The organism is Xanthomonas sp. NCPPB 3959, assembly GCF_056675575.1.
In genome coordinates, this window is sequence record NZ_JBWWVR010000005.1 from 19,625 (window position 1) to 39,396 (window position 19,772).

Genomic DNA, 19,772 nt, shown 5'->3' on the forward strand with positions numbered 1-19,772 from the left:
CCAGCAGGCTGCCCGTGCGCATTCGATGTGCTACACGCGCGGCAGTGCGCGCACTGCTTCTGCGACGACGGCGAAGCTGGCCGCATGACGCGAGACCTGAAACAACGTACCGCTTACTTCGCCTTCGACACCGCCGGCAACAGCCCCGGCTGCGCGTCGTACCACTCGCGTGCGCCAGCCAGATGCCACTGGCGTTGTTTGCCATCGAGTTCGATCCCGGCGCCCAGCACGCCCCAGCGCAGATACAGATCGCCGCGCCGCTGCTCCTCGTTCAAGGCCAAGCGCGCACGCAGCGACAGGCGCGCGTTCTCCGCATGCAGGTCGTCGATCAGCACCTGCTGCTTGCGCCAACGCACCCGGCCGGTGGCATCTAGCTCGCCCGAATCCAGCAAGCCCAAAACCCAACGCGGGTAATCGGCGCGTTGCGCAAACACCGACAGCAGCGGCGCAACATCGCGCATGCGAATCGCCGCATCGGCATCCACCTGGAACGGCGCACTGGCCTGGATGGTGCCGGCGCCGACCTGCATCTCGCCCCACCAGTTGGCATCCGTGCTGTCGTCGCCTACGCGCATATTGCGCAAGCGCACGCGCGTGCCGCTGAGGTCGAAGAACTTGTTCTTGAAATCGGCGCGCTGCAGCTGCGCCTGCAACTCGGCATCGCCGCGCATCTGCACGCCGGCCAGTGCAAGGTGTGCGCCCTGCCCGCGCAGATTCGCGTGACCGCTACCGACCTCGCCGGAGGCATTGAGCGCTACATCGCCGGTCAGGCTTCCGCTGCCGCCGAGCAGGCGCACGTTGTTGCCTGGCAGATAGCGGTTATAGACGGTGAGATCGGGCACGCGCGCATCGCTGAAACGCAGCTGCGCCTTGAGCGTGTCGCGCAGGCGCGCCAGTTCGGCGTCGCCATGCATGGCCAGCTGCAGATCGCGGCCGTCCAGCAGGATCTGTTTGGGCGCATCGCGCGGCGCGGCCTTGAACGTGGGAATGCTGACCTCCAGATGCGCCTGCGGCGTGGCGGCATCATCGATGCGTCCGTGTGCGGTGGCGACACCGGCCAGGCGTGTATCGAACACCTGCGCCACGGCTTCCACCCGCGGAATCTCCAGGCTGCTGCCACTGGCGAGCCGGCCTTGCGCCAGCCGCAGATCGGCCTCGACCAGGCCACCGCCTTCGAGCTGAAACCACGGTTTGCGCACGAACAACTCGGCAATCCAGTTCAGGGATTCGAACTTCCAACGCCCACGTACCTGCCCGGACAAACGCGGCAACACCTGCGACGGATCCTGGAAAGGAATGCCGCGGCCGGCGAGGCGCAGGTCGGCATGCAGCTCGCTGCCGGTCTTTTCATCGCGCGGCAGCCGCGCCTGCACGCGGATATCGCGCGCCACATCCAGTTGCAACGCCAGCATGCCGCGGTCGGTCGCGCCAACGCCCGCCAGCAACGGCAGGCGCCAGACCGCATGGCTGCCCGGCTGCAGGGCGCCGCGATCCAGCGTGATGTCTGCCTCCACCCGCGCCGCCGAGGGCCCGCTGCGGATGTCCACGTGTGGCGCGCCGGTATCGATCTTCAACGCCACCGTGCTGGCCTTCAGCTGCAGGCGCGCGTGGGTGATGCCGAGCTTGCGCAGGCCAGGTGCCTCATCGCGGTAATGGCGTGGAAACTGGAATTGCGTGTCCAGCTGCGCGCCATTGAACACCTGCACGCCGTCGTAGCTGACCACCGCATCGGTAAAGCCCGCCTCGGAAGCAAACAGCTCCGACGGGCCGCCTTTGAGCTGCTTGAGAAAGCCGACAGTGGCGTGGCCTTGCCCGGCAATCAGCAACTTGCCCAGGCGCGCACTGCGGATGCTGTTGCTGGTGATCGCATCGAAGCGCAGCGTCCAGCCCTGATCGCCACGTGGCGGTGGCGGAATGGGTTTATCGGAGGTTTCAACTTCCGCGCTCAGGCCGGTGGCGTGCAACCAAGGCAAGCGCACCTCGCGCCGGAACAGCGGCAGCAAGGCGACGCGCGCGTTGGCGCGATCGGCATGCAACACGTACACGGTGCGGTTGGCCTGCCCGCGCATGCGCACGTTCCAGGCCATCACCTGGCCCGGAAACACGGTGAGTGCCGGGCCGGTCTGCATGGTGAATTTATGCGGCTGCCGATTGGTGACGGCATCGAACAGCGGCGTATTGAGAAACAGGTTGCCGGCCAGCAGATACAGCGCATACAGCGCCACCAGCACGACCACCGCAATGCGCCACGGCCGGGGCCAGCGCTGGAAGCGATCGCGAAGTGTGGGCATGGGCGCAGGCAGTGATGAGTCTGCCGTCACTATCGCGGTTGTGCTGGCGGCGAGGCGTGAACATGCGCATGGCCGGTGTCGCGCTCGCTCATTCCACCAAGGTCGCGCCCCGATCGATGTGTGCAGCGGCGATAATTGCGCTTCTCCCGTTTCCGCTGTGCTGCCCATGTCCGACGAACGCATCCTGCACGCGCCGCTGCGCGAACGCCTGGTTTCTGCCGAGGCCGCTGCCGCCTTGATCCAGCCCGGCGAGACCGTGGCGATGAGCGGCTTCACCGGCTCCGGCTACCCCAAGGCGGTGCCGATGGCGCTGGCGCAGCGCATCGAAGCGGCGCATCTGCAGGGCCAACCGTTCCAGATCAAGTTGATGACCGGCGCCTCCACCGCACCGGAACTCGATGGCGCGCTGGCCAAGGCCGAGGGCATCGCCATGCGCATGCCGTTCCAGTCCGACCCGGATGCACGCCAACGCATCAACGCCGGCACCCTGGATTACATCGACATCCATCTCAGCCATGTCGCCCAGCACGTGTGGTTCGGTTTCTACGGGCAGATCGACACCGCGGTGGTGGAAGTCTCGGCGATCCGCGCCGATGGCAGCCTGGTGCCGTCGACCTCGATCGGCAACAACAAGACCTGGCTGGACCTGGCCAAGAAAGTGATCATCGAGGTCAACGATTGGCAGCCGGCCGGCCTGGATGGCATGCACGACGTCTATTACGGCACCGCGCTACCGCCGCATCGCAAACCGATCCCGCTGCTGCATGGCGACGACCGCATCGGCGAGCCCAGCCTGCGCTGCGATCCGGACAAGATCGTGGCGGTGGTGCGCACGCATGGCCCGGACCGCAACAGCCCGTTTGCCGCTGCCGATGCAAGCAGCGAACGCATCGCCGAACACCTGATCGAGTTCCTGCGCCATGAAGTGAGCAAGGGCCGCTTGCCGGCCAGTCTGCTGCCGCTGCAATCGGGCGTGGGCAATATTCCCAATGCAGTGCTGGCGGGGCTGGCACGCAGCGGCTTTCGTGAGTTGGAAGCGTTCACCGAAGTGATCCAGGACGGCATGCTCGCGCTGCTGCGCGATGGCGTGCTGCGTTATGCCTCGTGCACCGGGTTTGCGCTCAGCCCGGAAGGCAACGAGGAGTTCAAGCGCAATATCGATTTCTATCGGCAACGCATCGTCATGCGCACGCAGGAGATCTCCAACCATCCGGAACTGGTGCGCCGGCTTGGCTGCATCGGCATGAACGGCATGATCGAGGCCGACCTGTACGGCAACGTCAATTCCACCCATGTGATGGGCAGCCGCATCATGAACGGCATCGGCGGCTCCGGCGATTTTGCGCGCAACGGATTTCTCTCGATCTTTTTGAGCCCCAGCATCGCCAAGGCCGGCAGCATCTCGTCAATTGTGCCGATGGTCAGCCATGTCGATCACACCGAACACGACGTCTCGGTGATCGTCACCGAACAAGGTCTGGCCGATCTGCGCGGACTCACGCCCAAACAACGCGCGCGCCAGTTGCTCGATCACTGCGTGCATCCGCGTTATCGCGATGCACTGGAAGATTATGTAGCGCGTGCAAATCGCGACAGCTACGGCAAGCACACCCCGCATCTGTTGACCGAGGCGCTTTCGTGGCATCAACGCTGGTTGGAGACAGGCGACATGCTGGGATGATCACGCGCGTTGCAGCTGCCCGATCATGCCGCGCTCTGTGCACCTGATCGTCGTGCCGGGCAGAGTGCGCAGCATTTGGCGGATGCACGTCGGGTCGCAGCGGGACACCGATCGCGCCGCCCGCAGGCACGCGTGTTTGGGCGGAATAGCGGTTTAGCGATAGCGCCATGCTCAACACGTCCGATGGCAGCGCCTTATCGCGCGACTGCACACTTGCACCGGCCGCTATGCGCTTATGCGATGACGAGCGTGCCAAATGTTTCCTTGCAGGTAATGCGCGCTCGAACGCTCGGTGCCGCGCGTCATGCGAAATGGTCGCCGTTAACGCAACTCAAACTTCATTGCTGCCGCCGACATGCGGCGACATCGCATCGTCACGGATAACGTTCCTGCCCGCTCGCATTCGGCGGCAGGACGGCTCTCTCCCCTCCTGCCGCTGGGCGCGACGGGTCATCACTGGGTGGTGTCCAATCCGTCGGGCCGGCTCCCTGCGCCAGCCCGACGTTCTTGTTTTAAAACCACCATCGATTAACGCTATAGCGCTCATTGCCAGGCCGCTTGATACGTTTTTTCAGCCGCTCATGGCAACTAGTTCCACTTGGCCTCTCCGAGAGGAAAGTCTGATTCGTTCGCAAGGGACAGGCGAATGAGCACCGCTCGGTTGACGATCGCTTACTAGCCTGCGCCATCGCGGTAGTAATCGAGATTGACTAATCGCACTGCCGCTGCAGGCAGCCTGAACTCATGTACCTGTCGAGCCAATTTTCTTCCTTGTAGTCGGGGGAGAAGGCAGGCAATACTCAACTCTGTACCGCTCGAGTACCACTATCGGAAACAATCTTGAACCTGCAGTCGTTCATGGCGAAGGCTCCCACGGGTTGACGATGGTCACTCCCGTCGGTTTGAAATCGGCCGCTTTGCGCGTGACCACTGCCATGCCGTGTACTAGTGCAGTCGCTGCGATAAGCGCGTCGCGCTCGCCGCGTTTGTCTGGTACATGCAACCGGGCGCAGCGTTGCGCCACAGCGGTATCTATAGGCAATGTTCGCCCGGAGAATTCGGGTAATACATGCTGCTCAAGCCAGGAGCGCAATATGGCCCCCTGGGGGGCGTCCTTCCGTTCAATCGACAGAACGCCAAGCTCAAGCTCCATGATGGTGATGACTGACACGAAGAGGTCGGCGGCATCAACACGTTCCGCCCACGCCGCCACATTCGCATCGACCTTGCCGAGGCTTACTTTACGCAGCTCCGACAACACGTTGGTATCGAGCACGTACATCATTCCAGCTCTGCCGGCCGGGCTCCAATCGTCACGCGTGGTGGATCGAACTCGATCTCCGCGACGCGCGGCATCGCCAGCGCATCGGCAATGTTGCGCCGCTGCTTCGTCAGCCGCTGATAGTCCTCGAAGCTCAACAGTACGTGCGCAGGCTTGCCGCGATCCGTGATGAACACCGGACCGGCCTTCGTGGCCTTCTTTGCTCGCGTCACGTCCTGGTTCAGCTCGCGACTGGATAGGGTTGTGATGGTCATAGCATGGCTCCGAAATCATCCCAATGTAGTAACGTTACTACAAAAACCTATGAAGACAGCAACCGCGCAAGACACCGACATCCTAATAATTGACGTTCGTCACAGGACTGGAGGAAGGCGTGAGCATCGTCGCGCCATTCCACCTCGTTGAAAATCAACAACGAGAAAGTAGCAGGTGCCGTCCTGGAGCAGCTGATACAAAGAGAGCAGCCCTCACGACTAGCCCTGCCACTGAGGGAGGTCAGGACGATAGACCCCGGCTTGTGCCCGGGGGATTTCGTCGTATTAGAGTCTGGTCTCGCTATAAGTGACTAGCTTACCCCCGAGGGAACAGGGGCTTTGACCCCTTTTCCCGTCGGGAGAAGGTGGCGCGTAGCGCCGGATGAGGGTACGGGCGAAGCCTCATGGCATCTCATTCCAAGTATGGCTTCACCCCGTACCCTCACCCCAACCCCTCTCCCGGCGGGAGAGGGGCTCTGGGCAATCACGCAGCTTCGGCAACGCGCCTCGCACGACGTGCACGCACCGCCGTCGCCAAGCGCTCCAGCACCTGCACCGAAGCGTCCCAATCCAGGCAGCCGTCAGTGATGCTCTGGCCGTAAGTCAGTGCGCAGCCCGGCACCAGTTCCTGACGTCCGCCAACCAGATGACTCTCCACCATGACGCCGACGATGCGTGTCTCGCCACCTTCCAGCTGCCTGGCGATGTCGTCGATGACCTTGGGCTGGTTTTCGGGATTCTTGCCGCTGTTGGCGTGGCTGGCGTCGATCATCAGGCGCGCCGGCAAGCCGGATTTAGTGAGCACCTGGCTGGCCGCTTCCACATTGGCCGCGTCGAAGTTGGGCTGCTTGCCGCCGCGCAGGATCACGTGGCAATCCGGATTACCGGCCGTCGCTGCCACCGCAGTGTGGCCATCCTTGGTCACGGCCAGGAAATGGTGCGGATGCGAGGCCGCTCCCACCGCGTCCACCGCAATCTTGACGTCGCCACCGGTACCGTTCTTGAAGCCCACCGGGCACGACAAGCCGGAGGCCATTTCGCGATGCACCTGGCTTTCGGTGGTGCGCGCGCCGATCGCGCCCCAGGCCACCAGGTCGGCGATGTACTGCGGCGAGATGATGTCGAGGAATTCAACGCCAGCCGGCAGGCCGAGGTTGTTGATGTCGCGCAGCAGGCCGCGCGCCACGCGCAGACCCTTGTTGATCTGGAAGCTGCCATCCAGGTCCGGGTCGTTGATCAGACCCTTCCAGCCGATGGTGGTGCGCGGCTTTTCGAAGTACACCCGCATCACGATCTCCAGCGCGTCGCCAAACTGCTCGCGCAGCGGGCGCAGGCGGTGCGCGTAGTCCATCGCCGCAACCGGGTCATGGATCGAGCAGGGCCCGATCACCACTGCCAGGCGGTCGTCGCGGCCATGCAGAATCTCGTGCAGGGCAGCGCGCGAGTTGGTCACGGTCTCGGAGGCGCGGTCGTCGCAAGGCAGCAGCGACAGCAGCTGCGAAGGCGGTGCAAGGGCTTCGATCTTGCGGATACGCAGGTCATCGGTCACAGGCGGCATAACAGTGTCTCGGTGGGCGGTGTTGCATCAGGGAGCCAGGCGAGGCGGCAACAAAAAAGCCGCCAGTGTGCGCTGGCGGCTTTTCGGGAATGCTGCTGAAGATTTCTTCAGGATGAGCGCAATCCGTCCTCCGCCAGCGGCATCGGAAAACCGTAGTACCAAAAATAAAACTGGCTGCGGGGTGCGTTCATGGGATGCATTGATACCACGCACATTTCGCCGTTGCCACTGTTTCATCGGCAACGGAACGTTGCAGCGATGTCATCGGGCAGGTGCATGCCGGCTGCTGTTAGACCCGCGCTGACCGTTTCCGCGCAAATGTAACGCCCCCCAAAGGCTTCATGGACCTGATGACATTGCCGCGATTTGCATAGTCCTAAGATGCATGCGATCGGGTTCGACTCGAACGCTCAGCATGCCGAACAAGCGGCTGATTCGGTTGCGCTCGATGCAGCTGGACACGCTTTTCGCAAGCCTCGACTTCGATCTCGACCGGGCCAATCTGATGTCGAAGCATCACTGCGGACAGAGACGTTTAAACCAGCCCGGCCCTTGTATTTCCGCAAGCGCTCTCTATGCCGTGCACCCTGCGAGTATCGTTTCATGACTCAGCGCTCAGGCGCCCTAAAAATCGCGTAAATTTCATATAAATCAGCCACATGAGAATCATCCCTGGGCAAAAAATCGTTTCATATATCGTTTCAGCAAGCATGTCTGCATGTATCGCACCCACCTCCACACTGCACCACACGCCACGGCGCTAATCCGTGACGTGCGATGCGGCCGCCAAGTTCAATCAAAACGTAAACACATATTCCGCCGCCACTTCGCGGCCGATCGGGTTGAACAAGGTGGTGTTGTAGAAGCCGTAGCCGTAGAAGCGCTCCTTGTTTTCATAGCCTACTTCGTTGAACACGTTGTTGACGTAGACGTTGACCTTGGCATGGTCGGTGATCTTGTAACCAGTGCTGAGGTTCCAGTAGATCGCCGGGCCCACGCGGCCGAAGTAACGCTTGCTGGTCTCGCCTAGATGCACGTTGGCGGTATCGGTGACCACGCACTCATCGGCGGCACTGGGCTGGTAGCCGTCTTCGAAGCGTGCGCAGGTGCCCCAGTTGACCGCACGCATGGAGCCGAGCCGGCGGAAGTACACCGTCCAGTCCCAGGCGCCGCCGTTGTCCCAATGCACGCTGCCGCGCACGCGGCTACGTACGCGTTCGTCGCGGCGGTTTTCGTCGCTGTCGGTGCGGTAGATCTGTTCGCGATAGGCGATCAGCGTGTTGTAGTCCAGCGACAACTGAAAGTTGCCCCAACCGGCGGTGGCAAGGCGGTATTTCAGCGAGGCATCAATGCCGGAGGTTTCCATCTGCGCCAGATTGATCGGGCCGCGCTCGATGCTGGCGATGGTGCCGTCGGCATTGCGCACCACCCGCGAGCTGATGGTGTCGCAATAGCCGGCGCCGCCCGGGTTGTTCCAGGCGCCGCCGCTGATGGTGGTGCCGGTGCGGCAGCCGGCTTCGGCCGAGAGGATCTCGTCGCGGTCCAGATCCTTGATCATTTCCTCCAGTTCGATGCGGTAGTAATCCACGCTCAACGACAGACCTTGCGCGATGTCCCACACCACCCCGCCGGTAAACGAGCGGCCGGTTTCCGAGCGTAGATCCGGGGTGCCGCGGCGATTTACATCCACGGTGTAGAAGATGTTGCTGTTCTCGTCATTGCAGCCGCCGGTGAGAGACGCGCCCGAGGAAATACAGCGGTATTGATCGATCACGGTCTGGTTGGTGGAGCTGGGTTCGCCGAGCACGTAATGCATGTCCGGCGCGCGAAAGCTGGTGGCCAGCGTGCTGCGCAACAACAGGCTCTCGACCGGGCGCCATTCCAGACCTGCACTCCAGGTGGTGTCGCTCTGCGTGCCGACATCGGTGGGGATGGCGGCCGAAGACCGGTAATTGCCATAGCGGTCGTAGCGACCGGCCACATTCGCGCTCAGCGTGGACAGCAACGGGATCTGGAATTCCAGGCCGGCCGAGCTGCGCAGGCGCTCGCCGCCCCCACTGTCCACCACATCGACCGGATAGCACTCATTGGCGCACGGATCCGGCGACAGCTGGTAGCCCTGCTTGGCCACTTCGGCCACGGTGGCAAAGCGGATAGGCCCGGCCCAGCCCTGCACCACGTCGCCGCTCAAACTGAAACTGGCTTGATTCACCCACGAATAGGCCGAGTTATGCGATTTGGCGACCAGGTCGTCGTACTCGCTCGACGACAGTGGCGCATATAGCCGTGCTTCGTTGATGGCATAGATGGACGTGCCATCGGCGGCGGTGCCGGTGGGGCTGCCGAGAAAATAATCGGTCGCGCGCGCGGTATCCACCGTGCGCACATATTCGTCCACCGTGTAACGCGAGCGACCGACGCTCAGCTCCCAATCGAAGCGGTCTGCCCAGACCCCGCGCAGGCCGGCACTGAGGTCCCAGGACTGCTCCTTGTTGTAGTTGGCTAGCCGGTCCCAACCACCGGCTTCGCGGCGGGTGAGCTGGCGGATTGCATACAGCGAGCGGCCGGTGGCGGCGTCCTGGAACGGGCCCAGATACGCGTATGGCGGGTCGTAGGTCCAGCGACCGATGCTGCGGTTGGCCGACAGCGTGGCCCAGGCTTCGGTGTGCTCGCCGAACTTCCACGTGCCGTAGAGATACGCCGAATAATCCTCGCTGCCGGTGACCAGACCCCAATCGCCGTAATCGCGCGCCACGCCGCAATAGTTGCCGGCATTGGTGAGCGCGCCGGTGTTCTGGTCGTAGCTCAGCCGCTGCGCATCGACGAACTCGCCGCCAAAGCGCGCGCAGGTGCCGGCAGGTGGCGCCAGGCGCTCGTTGGTGTTGGCATCGACCAGGCTTAAACCGGTGAACGGGTTGAAGCCGTAGAGGCGATTCTGGCCGGTCCAGTTGGAATAGGACATGTCGTCGGAATCGTCCATTTCAGGCCGATCGCGCCCACTCAACGGATCGCGCCGGGTGGCCTGCAGCGCGTAGGTCAGGCTCCAGTTTTCGCCGGTGCGCCCACCCGCCCAGGACACGTCGAAACTATCGCGCCCACCTTCGGTCGCCGTGCCTCCGCGCAGCCGCACCTGATCGCCCTGGTAGTCGCGCTTGAGGATCACGTTGACCACGCCGGCCACCGCGTCCGAGCCGTAGATTGCCGAGGCGCCGCCGGTCAAAATCTCAATGCGCTCCACTGCGGCGGAGGGAATATTGCTGTAGTTGGAAAAGTTGCTCTCGCCGCCATACGGCAGCGGGTAATCGGCCACGCGGTGCCCGTTGACCAGCAGCAAAGTGCGGCCCGGCCCCAGGTCGCGCAGATTGATCGGCGAGGCGTTGGGCGTGTGCGAGCCCCATTGCGTATCGGCTTCCACCGAGCCCTGCTGGTTCATGCTGTTGAGCACGTCGTAGACGGTGGCGAAGCCTTCCTGCTGGATCTGTTGCGCGGAGATGGTGACCACCGGCTGCGCGCCTTCGACCTGCGCGCGCTTGATGCGCGAGCCGGTGACGCTGACTGCGTCCAGGGTGGAGGTAGCGCGTGGTTGATCCGGCTCGGTCTGCTGGGCAGTGGCCGATTGCGCGGCGATGGACAGGGCGAGCGACAAGGAAATCGACAAGGCAAGGCGATGACTGCGGCAGTTCATAAGATCCCCGGGAGAGGCCGGCATGGCCGGCGTGGCGTTCCACTGCAACGACGCCTGCGAGCGATGCACCGCATCGCCGCCCCCTGTCCGATGGCCCCCCGACCGTTCGGCGCAAGCGCCTGCCCAGCGACGCTAGGGCTGTGATGACATCGGTGTCAACACCCTGTCATGCAAGTGTGATCCAGATCGCGCTCCTTGCCGCCGCGACACGGACGTTACGCTTGCGCCCGCAAATCGAACGCGCCGATCGGCAGCGGCACTTAGGCCAGATAACGCTTGAACCACGCGATGGTGCGATCCCAGGCCAGGGTTGCTGCCGCCTTGTCGTAACGCGGCGTGGAATCGTTATGGAAACCATGATTGGTTCCCGGATACACATACGCCTGATAGACCTTGTGCTGCGCCTTGAGCGCGGTCTCGTACGCCGGCCAGCCGGCATTGACGCGCTCGTCCTCTGCGGCGTAATGCAGCAGCAGTGGCGCACGGATGCGGGCGACCTCGGCGTCGGTGGGCTGACGTCCATAGAACGGCACCGCCGCGGCCAGCTCGGGATACGCCACCGCCGCCGCATTGGCCACACCGCCGCCGTAGCAGAAGCCGGTAATGCCGACCTTGCCGGTGGTGCGTTCGCGGCTCATCAAAAATTCCACTGCGGCGAAGAAGTCGTTCATCAGCTTGGTCGGGTCGACCTGCGCCTGCAGCGCGCGGCCCTTTTCGTCGTTGCCGGGATACCCGCCGACCGAACTCAGGCCATCCGGTGCCAGCGCGACAAAGCCGGCCTTGGCCACGCGCCGCGCGACATCTTCGATATACGGATTCAAACCGCGGTTTTCGTGCGCCACCACCACGCCCGGCACCGCGCCGGTGACCTTGGCCGGCCGCACCAGATAACCGCGCACCTGGCCATGGCCATTGGGCGAGGGATAGGTGATGTACTCGGCCACGATGTCCGGGTCGGTGAACTCCACTTGCGTGGCGAGCGCGTAGTTGGGGCTCAGCGATTCCAGGATCGCCGCCGCACTTAACCCGGCCACCGCGAACGCCGCAGCGCGGTCGAGAAAATCGCGCCGGCTGAGTTTGCCGTGCACATAGCCGTCGTACAGCGCGAGCAGATCGGGGTGGAAATCCTGAGCGGTCAAACGGCGCATCGGCGTTCTCCTGAGGAATGGCTGGACTGCGTGCGCAAGTGCGCGCACATACGCAGCGCAGAAAGCGGCATCAGTTTTACGACACAACACCGCATCCAGCCGAGCATGCCGATGCGTCTGCAGCGGCGCAAGCAAGCCTCGTTCGTACCCGGAAGACCACCACGGCACGTCCAACGCGATCGGCTAGCCCTCACCGGCGCAAGCGGACTCCTACAACAGCGCGTGCAGCCCATGTCGTGATTTCAGCGACGCATCGACCTCCCCACCTGTCGACGCCCATAAAAAAAAACCCCGCCTTTCGGCGGGGTCCTTTTTTTTTGATGCAACAACCGATGGGGCTGGATCAGAAATCCATACCGCCCATGCCGCCCATGCCGCCACCGCCGCCGGGCATTGCCGGCTCGTCCTTCTTCGGGGCATCGGCCACCATGGCTTCGGTGGTGATCATCAGGCCGGCGATCGAAGCTGCGTTCTGCAGCGCCGAACGGGTGACCTTGGTCGGGTCCAGGATGCCGAACTCGACCATGTCGCCGAACTCGCCGTTGGCCGCGTTGTAACCGTAGTTGCCGGTGCCTTCCTTGACCTTGTTCAGGATCACGGACGGCTCTTCGCCGGCATTGGCCACGATTTCGCGCAGCGGGGCTTCCATGGCGCGCAGGGCGATCTGGATGCCGTGGGTCTGGTCTTCGTTGGCACCGGTCAGGTTACCGACGGCCACCAGCGCACGCACCAGGGCCACACCGCCGCCCGGGACCACGCCTTCTTCGACGGCTGCACGGGTGGCGTGCAGGGCGTCTTCGACGCGGGCCTTCTTTTCCTTCATTTCGATTTCGGTCGAAGCGCCGACCTTGATCACTGCAACGCCGCCGGCCAGCTTGGCCACGCGTTCCTGCAGCTTCTCGCGGTCGTAATCGGACGAGGTGTCTTCGATCTGGGTCTTGATCTGGCCAACGCGGGCTTCGATCGTGGCCGAGTCGCCGGCGCCGTCGATGATGGTGGTGTTCTCCTTGGAGACCTGCACCTTCTTCGCGCGGCCCAGGTCCTTGATCGTGGCCTTCTCCAGCGCCAGACCCACTTCCTCGGAAATCACGGTGCCGCCGGTCAGCACGGCCATGTCTTCCAGCATCGCCTTGCGACGGTCGCCGAAGCCCGGTGCCTTGACGGCCACGACCTTGACGATGCCACGGATGGTGTTGACCACCAGGGTCGCCAGCGCTTCGCCTTCGACTTCTTCAGCGACGATCAGCAGCGGCTTGCCGGCCTTGGCCACGCCTTCCAGCACGGGCAGCAGGTCGCGCACGTTGGAGATCTTCTTGTCGTGCAGCAGGATGAACGGGTCGTCCAGATCGGCCGACTGGCTCTGCTGGTTGTTGATGAAGTACGGGGAGAGGTAGCCGCGATCGAACTGCATGCCCTCGACCACGTCCAGCTCGTTTTCCAGGCCCGAGCCTTCTTCAACGGTGATCACGCCTTCCTTGCCGACCTTCTGCATCGCTTCGGCAATGATGTTGCCGATCGATTCGTCCGAGTTGGCCGAGATGGTGCCGACCTGGGCAATCGCCTTGTCGTCGGTGGTGGGCTTGGAGATGTTCTTCAGCTCGATGACGGCGGCCTTGACGGCCTGGTCGATACCGCGCTTGAGGTCCATCGGGTTCATGCCGGCGGCCACAGCCTTGGCGCCTTCGCGGATCAGGGCCTGGGCCAGCACGGTGGCGGTGGTGGTGCCGTCGCCGGCGTTGTCGTTGGTGCGCGACGCGACTTCCTTCACCATCTGCGCGCCCATGTTCTCGAACTTGTCAGCCAGTTCGATTTCCTTGGCGACGGAGACGCCGTCCTTGGTAATGGTCGGCGCGCCGAAGCTCTTTTCGAGCACGACGTTGCGGCCCTTCGGGCCCAGGGTTGCCTTGACGGCATTGGCGAGAACGTTGACGCCACGGACCATACGGGTACGTGCGTCTTCACCGAAACGAATGTCTTTAGCAGCCATTTGTATGTAACTCCGGAAATGGGGAATAGGGAATGGGGAATCGGTAGATCAACAGCGTGAATCGGGGCGGGGTGGGATGGCGAAGGGCGTTAGCCGCTTTGCCCATTCCCGATTCCCAACTCCCGATTCCCGGCGCATAGCGCCTGATCAGCCGATGACCGCCAGGATGTCGTCTTCGCGCAGCACCTTGTACTCGATGCCCTCGGCCTTGTAGCTGCTGCCGGCGTACTGGCCGTAGATGACCTTGTCGCCGACCTTGACCACCGGCGCGCGCAGGCTGCCGTTGTCCAGGGGCTTGCCGGCGCCAATGGCGACGACTTCACCCTTGGTGGACTTTTCCTTGGCCGAATCCGGAATCACGATCCCGCCGGCGGAAACTTCGTCGGCTTCGATCGGCTTGACTACAACGCGGTCGTGAAGCGGCTTGATGCTCATAGAGAAAGACCCTCTTAAGTGATTGATTGGTCTGGAAATTATCGGCGATGTTAGCACTCGTATGTGACGACTGCCAGCACAGCGCGCGGAAAAAACCCGACAGAGCGGGTGCGGGCCAAAGATTGTGCTGCGCCGGCGGCTTTCAAGGGCTGGGGGCAAAAAAATTTCGACAAGCGCATCCCCGCGAGGGACCAAGAGCGGCCGACAAAACGTAGCGAGCGGTTGTCAGGTGGGCGCGGACGGCGCGGAGGAACCGCAGTGTACGAGTGGTACATGAGGATTCCGAGCACCGGCCGCGCCCGCCTGGCAGACGCGCAGTAGTTTTGTCGGTCGCTCTAGAATTGGAACCAGGTTCCACCGATTGTCATGCACACGTTTTACAGTCGGCAACGCATTCCCCGATCACAAGGAGCTGTCGATGAGGTTGCCGTCCCGTGCTGTGTCCCTGAGCTGCGTGCTTCCCCTGGCCTGTGCGTTCGCACTGGCCGTCCCCACCGCCCACGCCGCGGTGTTCATCAACGAACTGCATTACGACGACGCGGGCGCCTCCGGCGACAGCGGCGAAGCCGTGGAAGTGGTGGCCACCGCCGGCGAATCGCTGAGCGGCTACCGCATCTATCTGTACAACGGCAGCGCGCCGAGCGCGGCCACGGTCTACGCCAACACGGCGGTGCCGGCCGGCAGCTTGGTCAGCTGCGGCAGCCAGGTGCGCGTGGCCACGGTCAGCTATGCCAGCAACGGCGTGCAGAACGGGCCCAACGACGGTGTGGCGCTGGTGGACCCGAGCGGTCAGCTGGCGCAGTTTCTCAGCTACGAAGGCGCCATCACCGGCAGCGGTGGTCCGGCAGCCGGCGTCACCAGCCAGAACCTGCCGGTCAGCGAGAGCAACAGCAGCGCGGTCGGCAGTTCGCTGCAACTCACCGGCACCGGCAGCAGCGCGGCGAATTTCAGCTGGGCCGGCTCGTCGGCGCAGACGTTTGGCGCGTGCAATCGCGGCCAGACCTTCAACGGCAGCGGCGGTGGCGGCGAAACCGGCGCTGCGCCTTCGATCACCAGCACCACCCCGACCCAGGGCGCCACCAACTTCCCGGCGGCCGGCGATCTGAGCGTGGGCTTCAGCGAGGCGGTGACGCTGAGCAGCGGCGCCTTCGCGCTGAGCTGCGCCAGCTCCGGCACGGTGGCGCTGAGCTACCCGACCAGCGGTACCCGCTTCAGCCTGTCCACCAACACTGCCCTGGTGGGCGGCGAGCGCTGCACCCTGGCGATCACCGCCAGCGCCATCCGCGACGCCAGCGGGCTGAGCCCGGCCGCCAACCAGTCCATCGCCTTCACCGTGGCCACGGCCAGCGGCGGCGGCACCGGCTACTACTCGCGGGTGAACACCGCCAATGCCAGCCAGCTGCGCTGCTCGCTGCACACCGTAATCAAGGGCCACACGGTCTACCCATATAGCGGCTCGGGCACCAGCACCTGGACCATCCTGGAAATGGCCGACGAGGACCCCAACAACAGCGGCCGGATCCTGGACGCCTACCGCAACCGCAGCTACGCCAAGGGCAGTGACCGCGCCGGCACCGGTAGCGGGCTGACCTACAACCGCGAGCACACCTGGCCCAACTCGCTGGGCTTCGGCAGCGCCAGCGGCGACAAGGGCCTGCCGTATGCGCCCTACACCGACACCCACATGCTGTATCTGACCGACACCGGCTTCAACGCCGACCGCGGCAACAAGCCCTACGCCACCTGCACCAGCAGCTGCGGCGAGCGGGTGACCGAGGTCAACGACGGCAGTGGCGGCGGCAGCGGGCGCTATCCGGGTAATTCCAACTGGGTGCGCACGCCCGACGGCAACGGTGGCACCTTCGAAGTGTGGGACAAGCGCAAGGGCGACATGGCACGCGCGGTGATGTACATGGCGATCCGCTACGAGGGCGGCACCGACGCGGCCACCGGGCAATCCGAGCCGGACCTGGAGCTCACCGACGACCGCAGCAAGATCGTGCAGACCTCTGCCTCTCCGGCCTACATGGGGCTGTTGTCCACGCTGCTGGCCTGGCACCAGGCCGACCCGCCGGACGATGCCGAACGTGCGCGCAACCAGGTGGTCTTCAGCTTCCAGGGCAATCGCAATCCGTTCGTGGATCACCCCGAATGGGCGACATCGAGCCTGTTCACCTCGGCCAAGCCGGCAAGCTGCCAACTGGCCAATTGATCCATCCCGGCCCGGCGCTTGAGGCGTCGGGCCGAGGCACATTGATCCATCCTGGCCCGGCGCCCGGTGCGTCGGGCCGGTGCATGTGGCTTACCGTCCAATCGGCTTCGGATGCCGCTCGAATGCCGGCCTGGCGACATTATCCTGGCCGACGTTCCATTCGCGCCCTGGACCACCGCAGTGGTGGCGGTCCCGCGCAGTCGGTCATCGCACCGAACCTTGCCGGTCATCAGCGCCCGACTGCCAAGACGCTGCCCGCATCGATTGTCGAAAGCTGTATTGCGCGAAGTCAACGCCGCGTTCCGGAACGTGCGGTCGATCCCGCGTAAGCGGAGGATTACACTGCGCAGCTACGTGAGCGCCTCTTCCCTCCATGTGTTGTTCAGTACCTGCCCGGATGCCGACAGCGCCGATCGCATTGCGCACGCGCTGCTCAACGAGCGCTTGGCCGCCTGCGTCACCCAGGTGCCCGGCGTGCAGTCGCTGTACCGCTGGAATGGGACGATCGAGCGCAGTCAGGAAGTGCAGCTGTTGATCAAGACCTGGGAAGACCGCCTGCCCGACGCCATTGCGCGGCTGCAGGCACTGCATCCGTATGAACTGCCGGAGGCGGTTGCGGTCCAAGCCAGCGCCGGGCTGCCGGCATATCTCGATTGGGTCCGGGCCGAAACCCGCAAGGAATCCTGACGTCCATGAAGTCTCTGTCCCGCTGGATCGCCCGCTGCGCATTGCTGGCCGTACCGTTGTTCGCAGCCCCGCTGGCGCTGCTGGCGCCATTGCCCGCGCAGGCCGCCGTCACCGAGGCCGACCTGCTGCCGGTGGATCAGGCATTCACGCTGAGCGCCACGGCCGATAGCCGCGACAGCATCGCGCTGAGCTGGAAGATCGCGCCGGGCTATTACCTGTATCGCCACCGCATCAGCGTCAAAGCCGGGCAAGGCTTTGCCGCCGGTGAACTGGCGCTGCCGGAAGGGCAGAGCAAGCACGACGAGTTCTTCGGCCAGGTGCAGACCTACCGCAAGCAGCTGCAGGCCAAGCTGGCCGGCAAGGCCGAGCCTGCGCTGCGCACCGCCGTGTTGCAGGTGCAGTACCAGGGCTGCGCCGATGCCGGCGTGTGCTACCCGCCGCAGCGTCGCGAACTGCGCGTGAGCCTGCCCGATGCTTCGGCAGCCTCACCCTCGCCCGCCGCCGCTGCGCCTGCCGCACAGCGCGAAAACTTGGGGTCGCTGGTGCCGCGTGCCCCGGCCGCCGCCCCGCGCCTGTTCGGCAGCCCCGGCCAGGCAGCCGGCGTGGACGCACTGCCGCTGCCGGCCGAGCAGGCCTTCACCTTCGAAGCCATCGTCGGCGACGGCAACAGCCTGTTGCTGCGCTTCACCCCGGCGCCCGGCTATTACATCTACCGCGACCGCACCTCGCTGGCACTGGAAGGCGCCGGCGGCGTGCGCACCGGGCTGCCGCGCTGGCCGCAGGGCAAAGCGCATCGCGACGAGCATTTCGGCGATGTGGTGGTGTATTTCGACCAGGCCGAAGTCACCCTGCCGCTGCTGCGCGATCACGCAGATCCGGCAAAAGTGACGTTGGTAGCGACCTTCCAGGGCTGCCAGACCGACGGCATCTGCTATCCGCCAATGACCCGCCGCGTCGCGCTGGAGTTGCCGCCCGGCACGGTGTCGCCGCAAAACCAGGCGCAGACCGCGCCGCTGATGATTTCGCCGCTGGCCGCCGGGCAGACGCCCAGCGAACCGGCGCCTGCCGCAAGGCCCGACGCCAGCACAGCCCCGGCTGCCGACGCCTCGGCCGGCAACCCGCAACGCACCCAGCCGCCGCATACCGAAAAAGGCCTGCTGGCCATGCTGGTGCTGGCCCTGCTCGGCGGGTTGATCTTGAACCTGATGCCGTGCGTGCTGCCGATCCTGTCGCTGAAGGTGCTGGGGCTGGCGCACAGCGGCGAGAGCCGCAGCCACGCGCGCAGCCATGCCATCTGGTATTCGCTGGGCGTGCTGGTGTCGTTCGCCGCCATCGGCGGGCTGGTGATCGGCCTGCGTGCGGCCGGGCAAGCGGCCGGCTGGGGCTTCCAGCTGCAGCAGCCGTGGTTTGTCGCCGCGCTGGCGTATCTGATGTTTGCGGTGGGCCTGAGCCTGTCGGGCGTGTTTACGCTGGGCAGCAATCTGGGCGGCATCGGCCAGTCGCTGGCATCGCGCAATGGCCCGCTGGGCGACTTCTTCACCGGCGTGCTGGCCTGCGTGGTCGCCAGCCCCTGCATCGCCCCGTTCATGGGCACCGCCTTGGCGTATGCGTTCACAGCACCTGCGCTGCTAGCGATGCTGGTGTTTCTGGCGCTGGGCCTGGGCCTGGCGCTGCCGTTCCTGCTGATCGGCTTCATTCCCTCGCTGGCGCGGCGCCTGCCCACGCCCGGCGCGTGGATGGAAACGCTCAAGCAGGTGCTGGCGTTCCCGATGTATCTCACCGCGATCTGGTTGTTGTGGGTGCTGGGCAAGCAGCGCGGCGTGGATGCGCTGGCACTGATGCTGGTCGGCGCCACGTTGTTGGCGCTGGGCCTGTTCTGCTTCGAGCGCAGCCGCTGGAAGAGCAATCGCATCGGCATGGGCCTGGCTGCGGTGATGCTGCTGCTGGCCATCGTGCCGGTGATTGCGGTCACCCGCCTCAGCTTGCCGGCCGCCACCGCCGCCGAAGGCGTGGTGACGTTCTCGCCGCAATTGCTCGACCGCCTGCGCGCCGACAACCGCGTGGTGTTCGTCAACATGACCGCCGACTGGTGCGTGACCTGCAAGGCCAACGAAAAGAACGTGCTGAGCAGCGCCGAGTTCCGCGATGCATTGCGCCGGGTCGATGCGGTCTACATGAAAGGCGACTGGACCAACGTCGACCCCAAGATCAGCGCCTTTCTCGACCAGCACCAGGCGGTCGGTGTGCCGTTGTACGTGGTCTACGGGCCCGGCACACCACCGGCGGTATTGCCGACCGTGCTGACCAACGCGATCACCGAGGATGCTTTGCTGCGCGCTGCGCGGTGAGCGCATCGCCACGCGCTGTGTGAGCGCTGGGTTTGGTGTGGAGTGCTTGCGCTGCCGCATGAGGTGATGTGCGCAAGTCGATAAGAGGCTGCGCAAGCGCAGAGACCAACGCGTCTGGCACGCAGGTGTGCTGGATGCCTTCGCACTCACACACGCACACTCTCTGCCAGCCTTGATCGCTGCGCGGCCGCACGCAATCTGCGG

13 protein-coding genes and 1 other RNA gene are annotated in these 19,772 nt (G+C 64.4%); 4 read left to right on the plus strand and 10 right to left on the minus strand.

Annotated elements, in window-relative coordinates:
- Nucleotides 1-113 precede the first annotated feature (113 nt).
- A complete protein-coding gene (locus AC1KVG_RS07485) occupies nt 114-2,291 on the minus strand; it encodes a translocation/assembly module TamB domain-containing protein (protein ID WP_481093990.1) in 2,178 nt (725 codons plus the stop codon).
- Between the two features lie 166 nt (nt 2,292-2,457).
- Here AC1KVG_RS07485 and AC1KVG_RS07490 point away from each other — a divergent pair, with 166 nt between their 5' ends.
- Entirely contained in the window at nt 2,458-3,972 is a 1,515-nt protein-coding gene (locus AC1KVG_RS07490; protein WP_006450969.1) for an acetyl-CoA hydrolase/transferase family protein, read from the plus strand.
- Between the two features lie 856 nt (nt 3,973-4,828).
- Here the strand turns inward: AC1KVG_RS07490 and AC1KVG_RS07495 are convergent.
- The 9 genes from AC1KVG_RS07495 to AC1KVG_RS07535 form a co-directional block, all read right to left on the minus strand.
- On the minus strand, nt 4,829-5,254 hold the full coding sequence (locus AC1KVG_RS07495; RefSeq protein WP_481093991.1) for a PIN domain-containing protein: 426 nt from the start codon (nt 5,252-5,254) through the stop codon (nt 4,829-4,831).
- The gene (locus AC1KVG_RS07500) at nt 5,254-5,508 is read right to left on the minus strand and encodes a type II toxin-antitoxin system Phd/YefM family antitoxin (RefSeq protein ID WP_481093992.1); all 255 of its coding nucleotides are present in this window, start codon (nt 5,506-5,508) and stop codon (nt 5,254-5,256) included. Before AC1KVG_RS07500 ends, AC1KVG_RS07495 begins: the two co-directional genes overlap by 1 nt.
- A 484-nt stretch (nt 5,509-5,992) precedes the next feature.
- Nucleotides 5,993-7,066, minus strand: a complete 1,074-nt coding sequence (locus AC1KVG_RS07505; protein WP_115037502.1) for a 3-deoxy-7-phosphoheptulonate synthase — start codon at nt 7,064-7,066, stop codon at nt 5,993-5,995.
- Between the two features lie 27 nt (nt 7,067-7,093).
- The gene (locus tag AC1KVG_RS07510; protein ID WP_481093993.1) at nt 7,094-7,303 is read right to left on the minus strand and encodes a hypothetical protein; all 210 of its coding nucleotides are present in this window, start codon (nt 7,301-7,303) and stop codon (nt 7,094-7,096) included.
- A 559-nt stretch (nt 7,304-7,862) separates the two neighbouring features.
- Nucleotides 7,863-10,751, minus strand: a complete 2,889-nt coding sequence (locus AC1KVG_RS07515) for a TonB-dependent receptor plug domain-containing protein (protein WP_481093994.1) — start codon at nt 10,749-10,751, stop codon at nt 7,863-7,865.
- Between the two features lie 260 nt (nt 10,752-11,011).
- On the minus strand, nt 11,012-11,899 hold the full coding sequence (gene yghX, locus AC1KVG_RS07520; protein WP_115037500.1) for a YghX family hydrolase: 888 nt from the start codon (nt 11,897-11,899) through the stop codon (nt 11,012-11,014).
- A 343-nt stretch (nt 11,900-12,242) separates the two neighbouring features.
- On the minus strand, nt 12,243-13,886 hold the full coding sequence (gene groL, locus AC1KVG_RS07525) for a chaperonin GroEL (RefSeq protein ID WP_023902681.1): 1,644 nt from the start codon (nt 13,884-13,886) through the stop codon (nt 12,243-12,245).
- 147 nt (nt 13,887-14,033) lie between these two features.
- Nucleotides 14,034-14,321 carry a co-chaperone GroES gene (locus tag AC1KVG_RS07530; RefSeq protein ID WP_006451546.1) on the minus strand — a complete coding sequence of 96 codons (288 nt, stop codon included), beginning with the start codon at nt 14,319-14,321 and terminating at the stop codon, nt 14,034-14,036.
- A 199-nt stretch (nt 14,322-14,520) separates the two neighbouring features.
- Nucleotides 14,521-14,596, minus strand: a non-coding RNA gene (locus tag AC1KVG_RS07535) — sX9 sRNA.
- 143 nt (nt 14,597-14,739) lie between these two features.
- Between AC1KVG_RS07535 and AC1KVG_RS07540 the strand changes: the two genes are divergently transcribed.
- The 3 genes from AC1KVG_RS07540 (at nt 14,740) to AC1KVG_RS07550 (ending at nt 19,568) form a co-directional block, all read left to right on the plus strand.
- Nucleotides 14,740-16,533 (plus strand): endonuclease, encoded by a 1,794-nt coding sequence (locus tag AC1KVG_RS07540; RefSeq protein ID WP_481093995.1) that lies wholly within the window; start codon nt 14,740-14,742, stop codon nt 16,531-16,533.
- Nucleotides 16,534-16,887: 354 nt separating this feature from the next.
- Nucleotides 16,888-17,220 (plus strand): divalent-cation tolerance protein CutA, encoded by a 333-nt coding sequence (gene cutA / locus AC1KVG_RS07545; protein ID WP_168958067.1) that lies wholly within the window; start codon nt 16,888-16,890, stop codon nt 17,218-17,220.
- Nucleotides 17,221-17,225: 5 nt separating this feature from the next.
- Nucleotides 17,226-19,568 (plus strand): protein-disulfide reductase DsbD family protein, encoded by a 2,343-nt coding sequence (locus AC1KVG_RS07550; RefSeq protein WP_481093996.1) that lies wholly within the window; start codon nt 17,226-17,228, stop codon nt 19,566-19,568.
- The last annotated feature ends 204 nt before the right edge of the window (nt 19,569-19,772 follow it).

What these genes read in the sequence shown, in the direction of transcription:
- groL (WP_023902681.1), bottom strand. Translation starts at nt 13,886, where the DNA reads ATGGCTGCTAAAGACATTCGTTTCGGTGAAGACGCACGTACCCGTATG.
- AC1KVG_RS07505 (WP_115037502.1), bottom strand. Translation starts at nt 7,066, where the DNA reads ATGCCGCCTGTGACCGATGACCTGCGTATCCGCAAGATCGAAGCCCTT.
- AC1KVG_RS07550 (WP_481093996.1), top strand. Translation starts at nt 17,226, where the DNA reads ATGAAGTCTCTGTCCCGCTGGATCGCCCGCTGCGCATTGCTGGCCGTA.
- AC1KVG_RS07490 (WP_006450969.1), top strand. Translation starts at nt 2,458, where the DNA reads ATGTCCGACGAACGCATCCTGCACGCGCCGCTGCGCGAACGCCTGGTT.
- AC1KVG_RS07485 (WP_481093990.1), bottom strand. Translation starts at nt 2,291, where the DNA reads ATGCCCACACTTCGCGATCGCTTCCAGCGCTGGCCCCGGCCGTGGCGC.
- AC1KVG_RS07540 (WP_481093995.1), top strand. Translation starts at nt 14,740, where the DNA reads ATGAGGTTGCCGTCCCGTGCTGTGTCCCTGAGCTGCGTGCTTCCCCTG.
- AC1KVG_RS07530 (WP_006451546.1), bottom strand. Translation starts at nt 14,321, where the DNA reads ATGAGCATCAAGCCGCTTCACGACCGCGTTGTAGTCAAGCCGATCGAA.
- AC1KVG_RS07495 (WP_481093991.1), bottom strand. Translation starts at nt 5,254, where the DNA reads ATGTACGTGCTCGATACCAACGTGTTGTCGGAGCTGCGTAAAGTAAGC.
- AC1KVG_RS07500 (WP_481093992.1), bottom strand. Translation starts at nt 5,508, where the DNA reads ATGACCATCACAACCCTATCCAGTCGCGAGCTGAACCAGGACGTGACG.
- AC1KVG_RS07515 (WP_481093994.1), bottom strand. Translation starts at nt 10,751, where the DNA reads ATGAACTGCCGCAGTCATCGCCTTGCCTTGTCGATTTCCTTGTCGCTC.
- AC1KVG_RS07510 (WP_481093993.1), bottom strand. Translation starts at nt 7,303, where the DNA reads ATGAAACAGTGGCAACGGCGAAATGTGCGTGGTATCAATGCATCCCAT.
- yghX (WP_115037500.1), bottom strand. Translation starts at nt 11,899, where the DNA reads ATGCGCCGTTTGACCGCTCAGGATTTCCACCCCGATCTGCTCGCGCTG.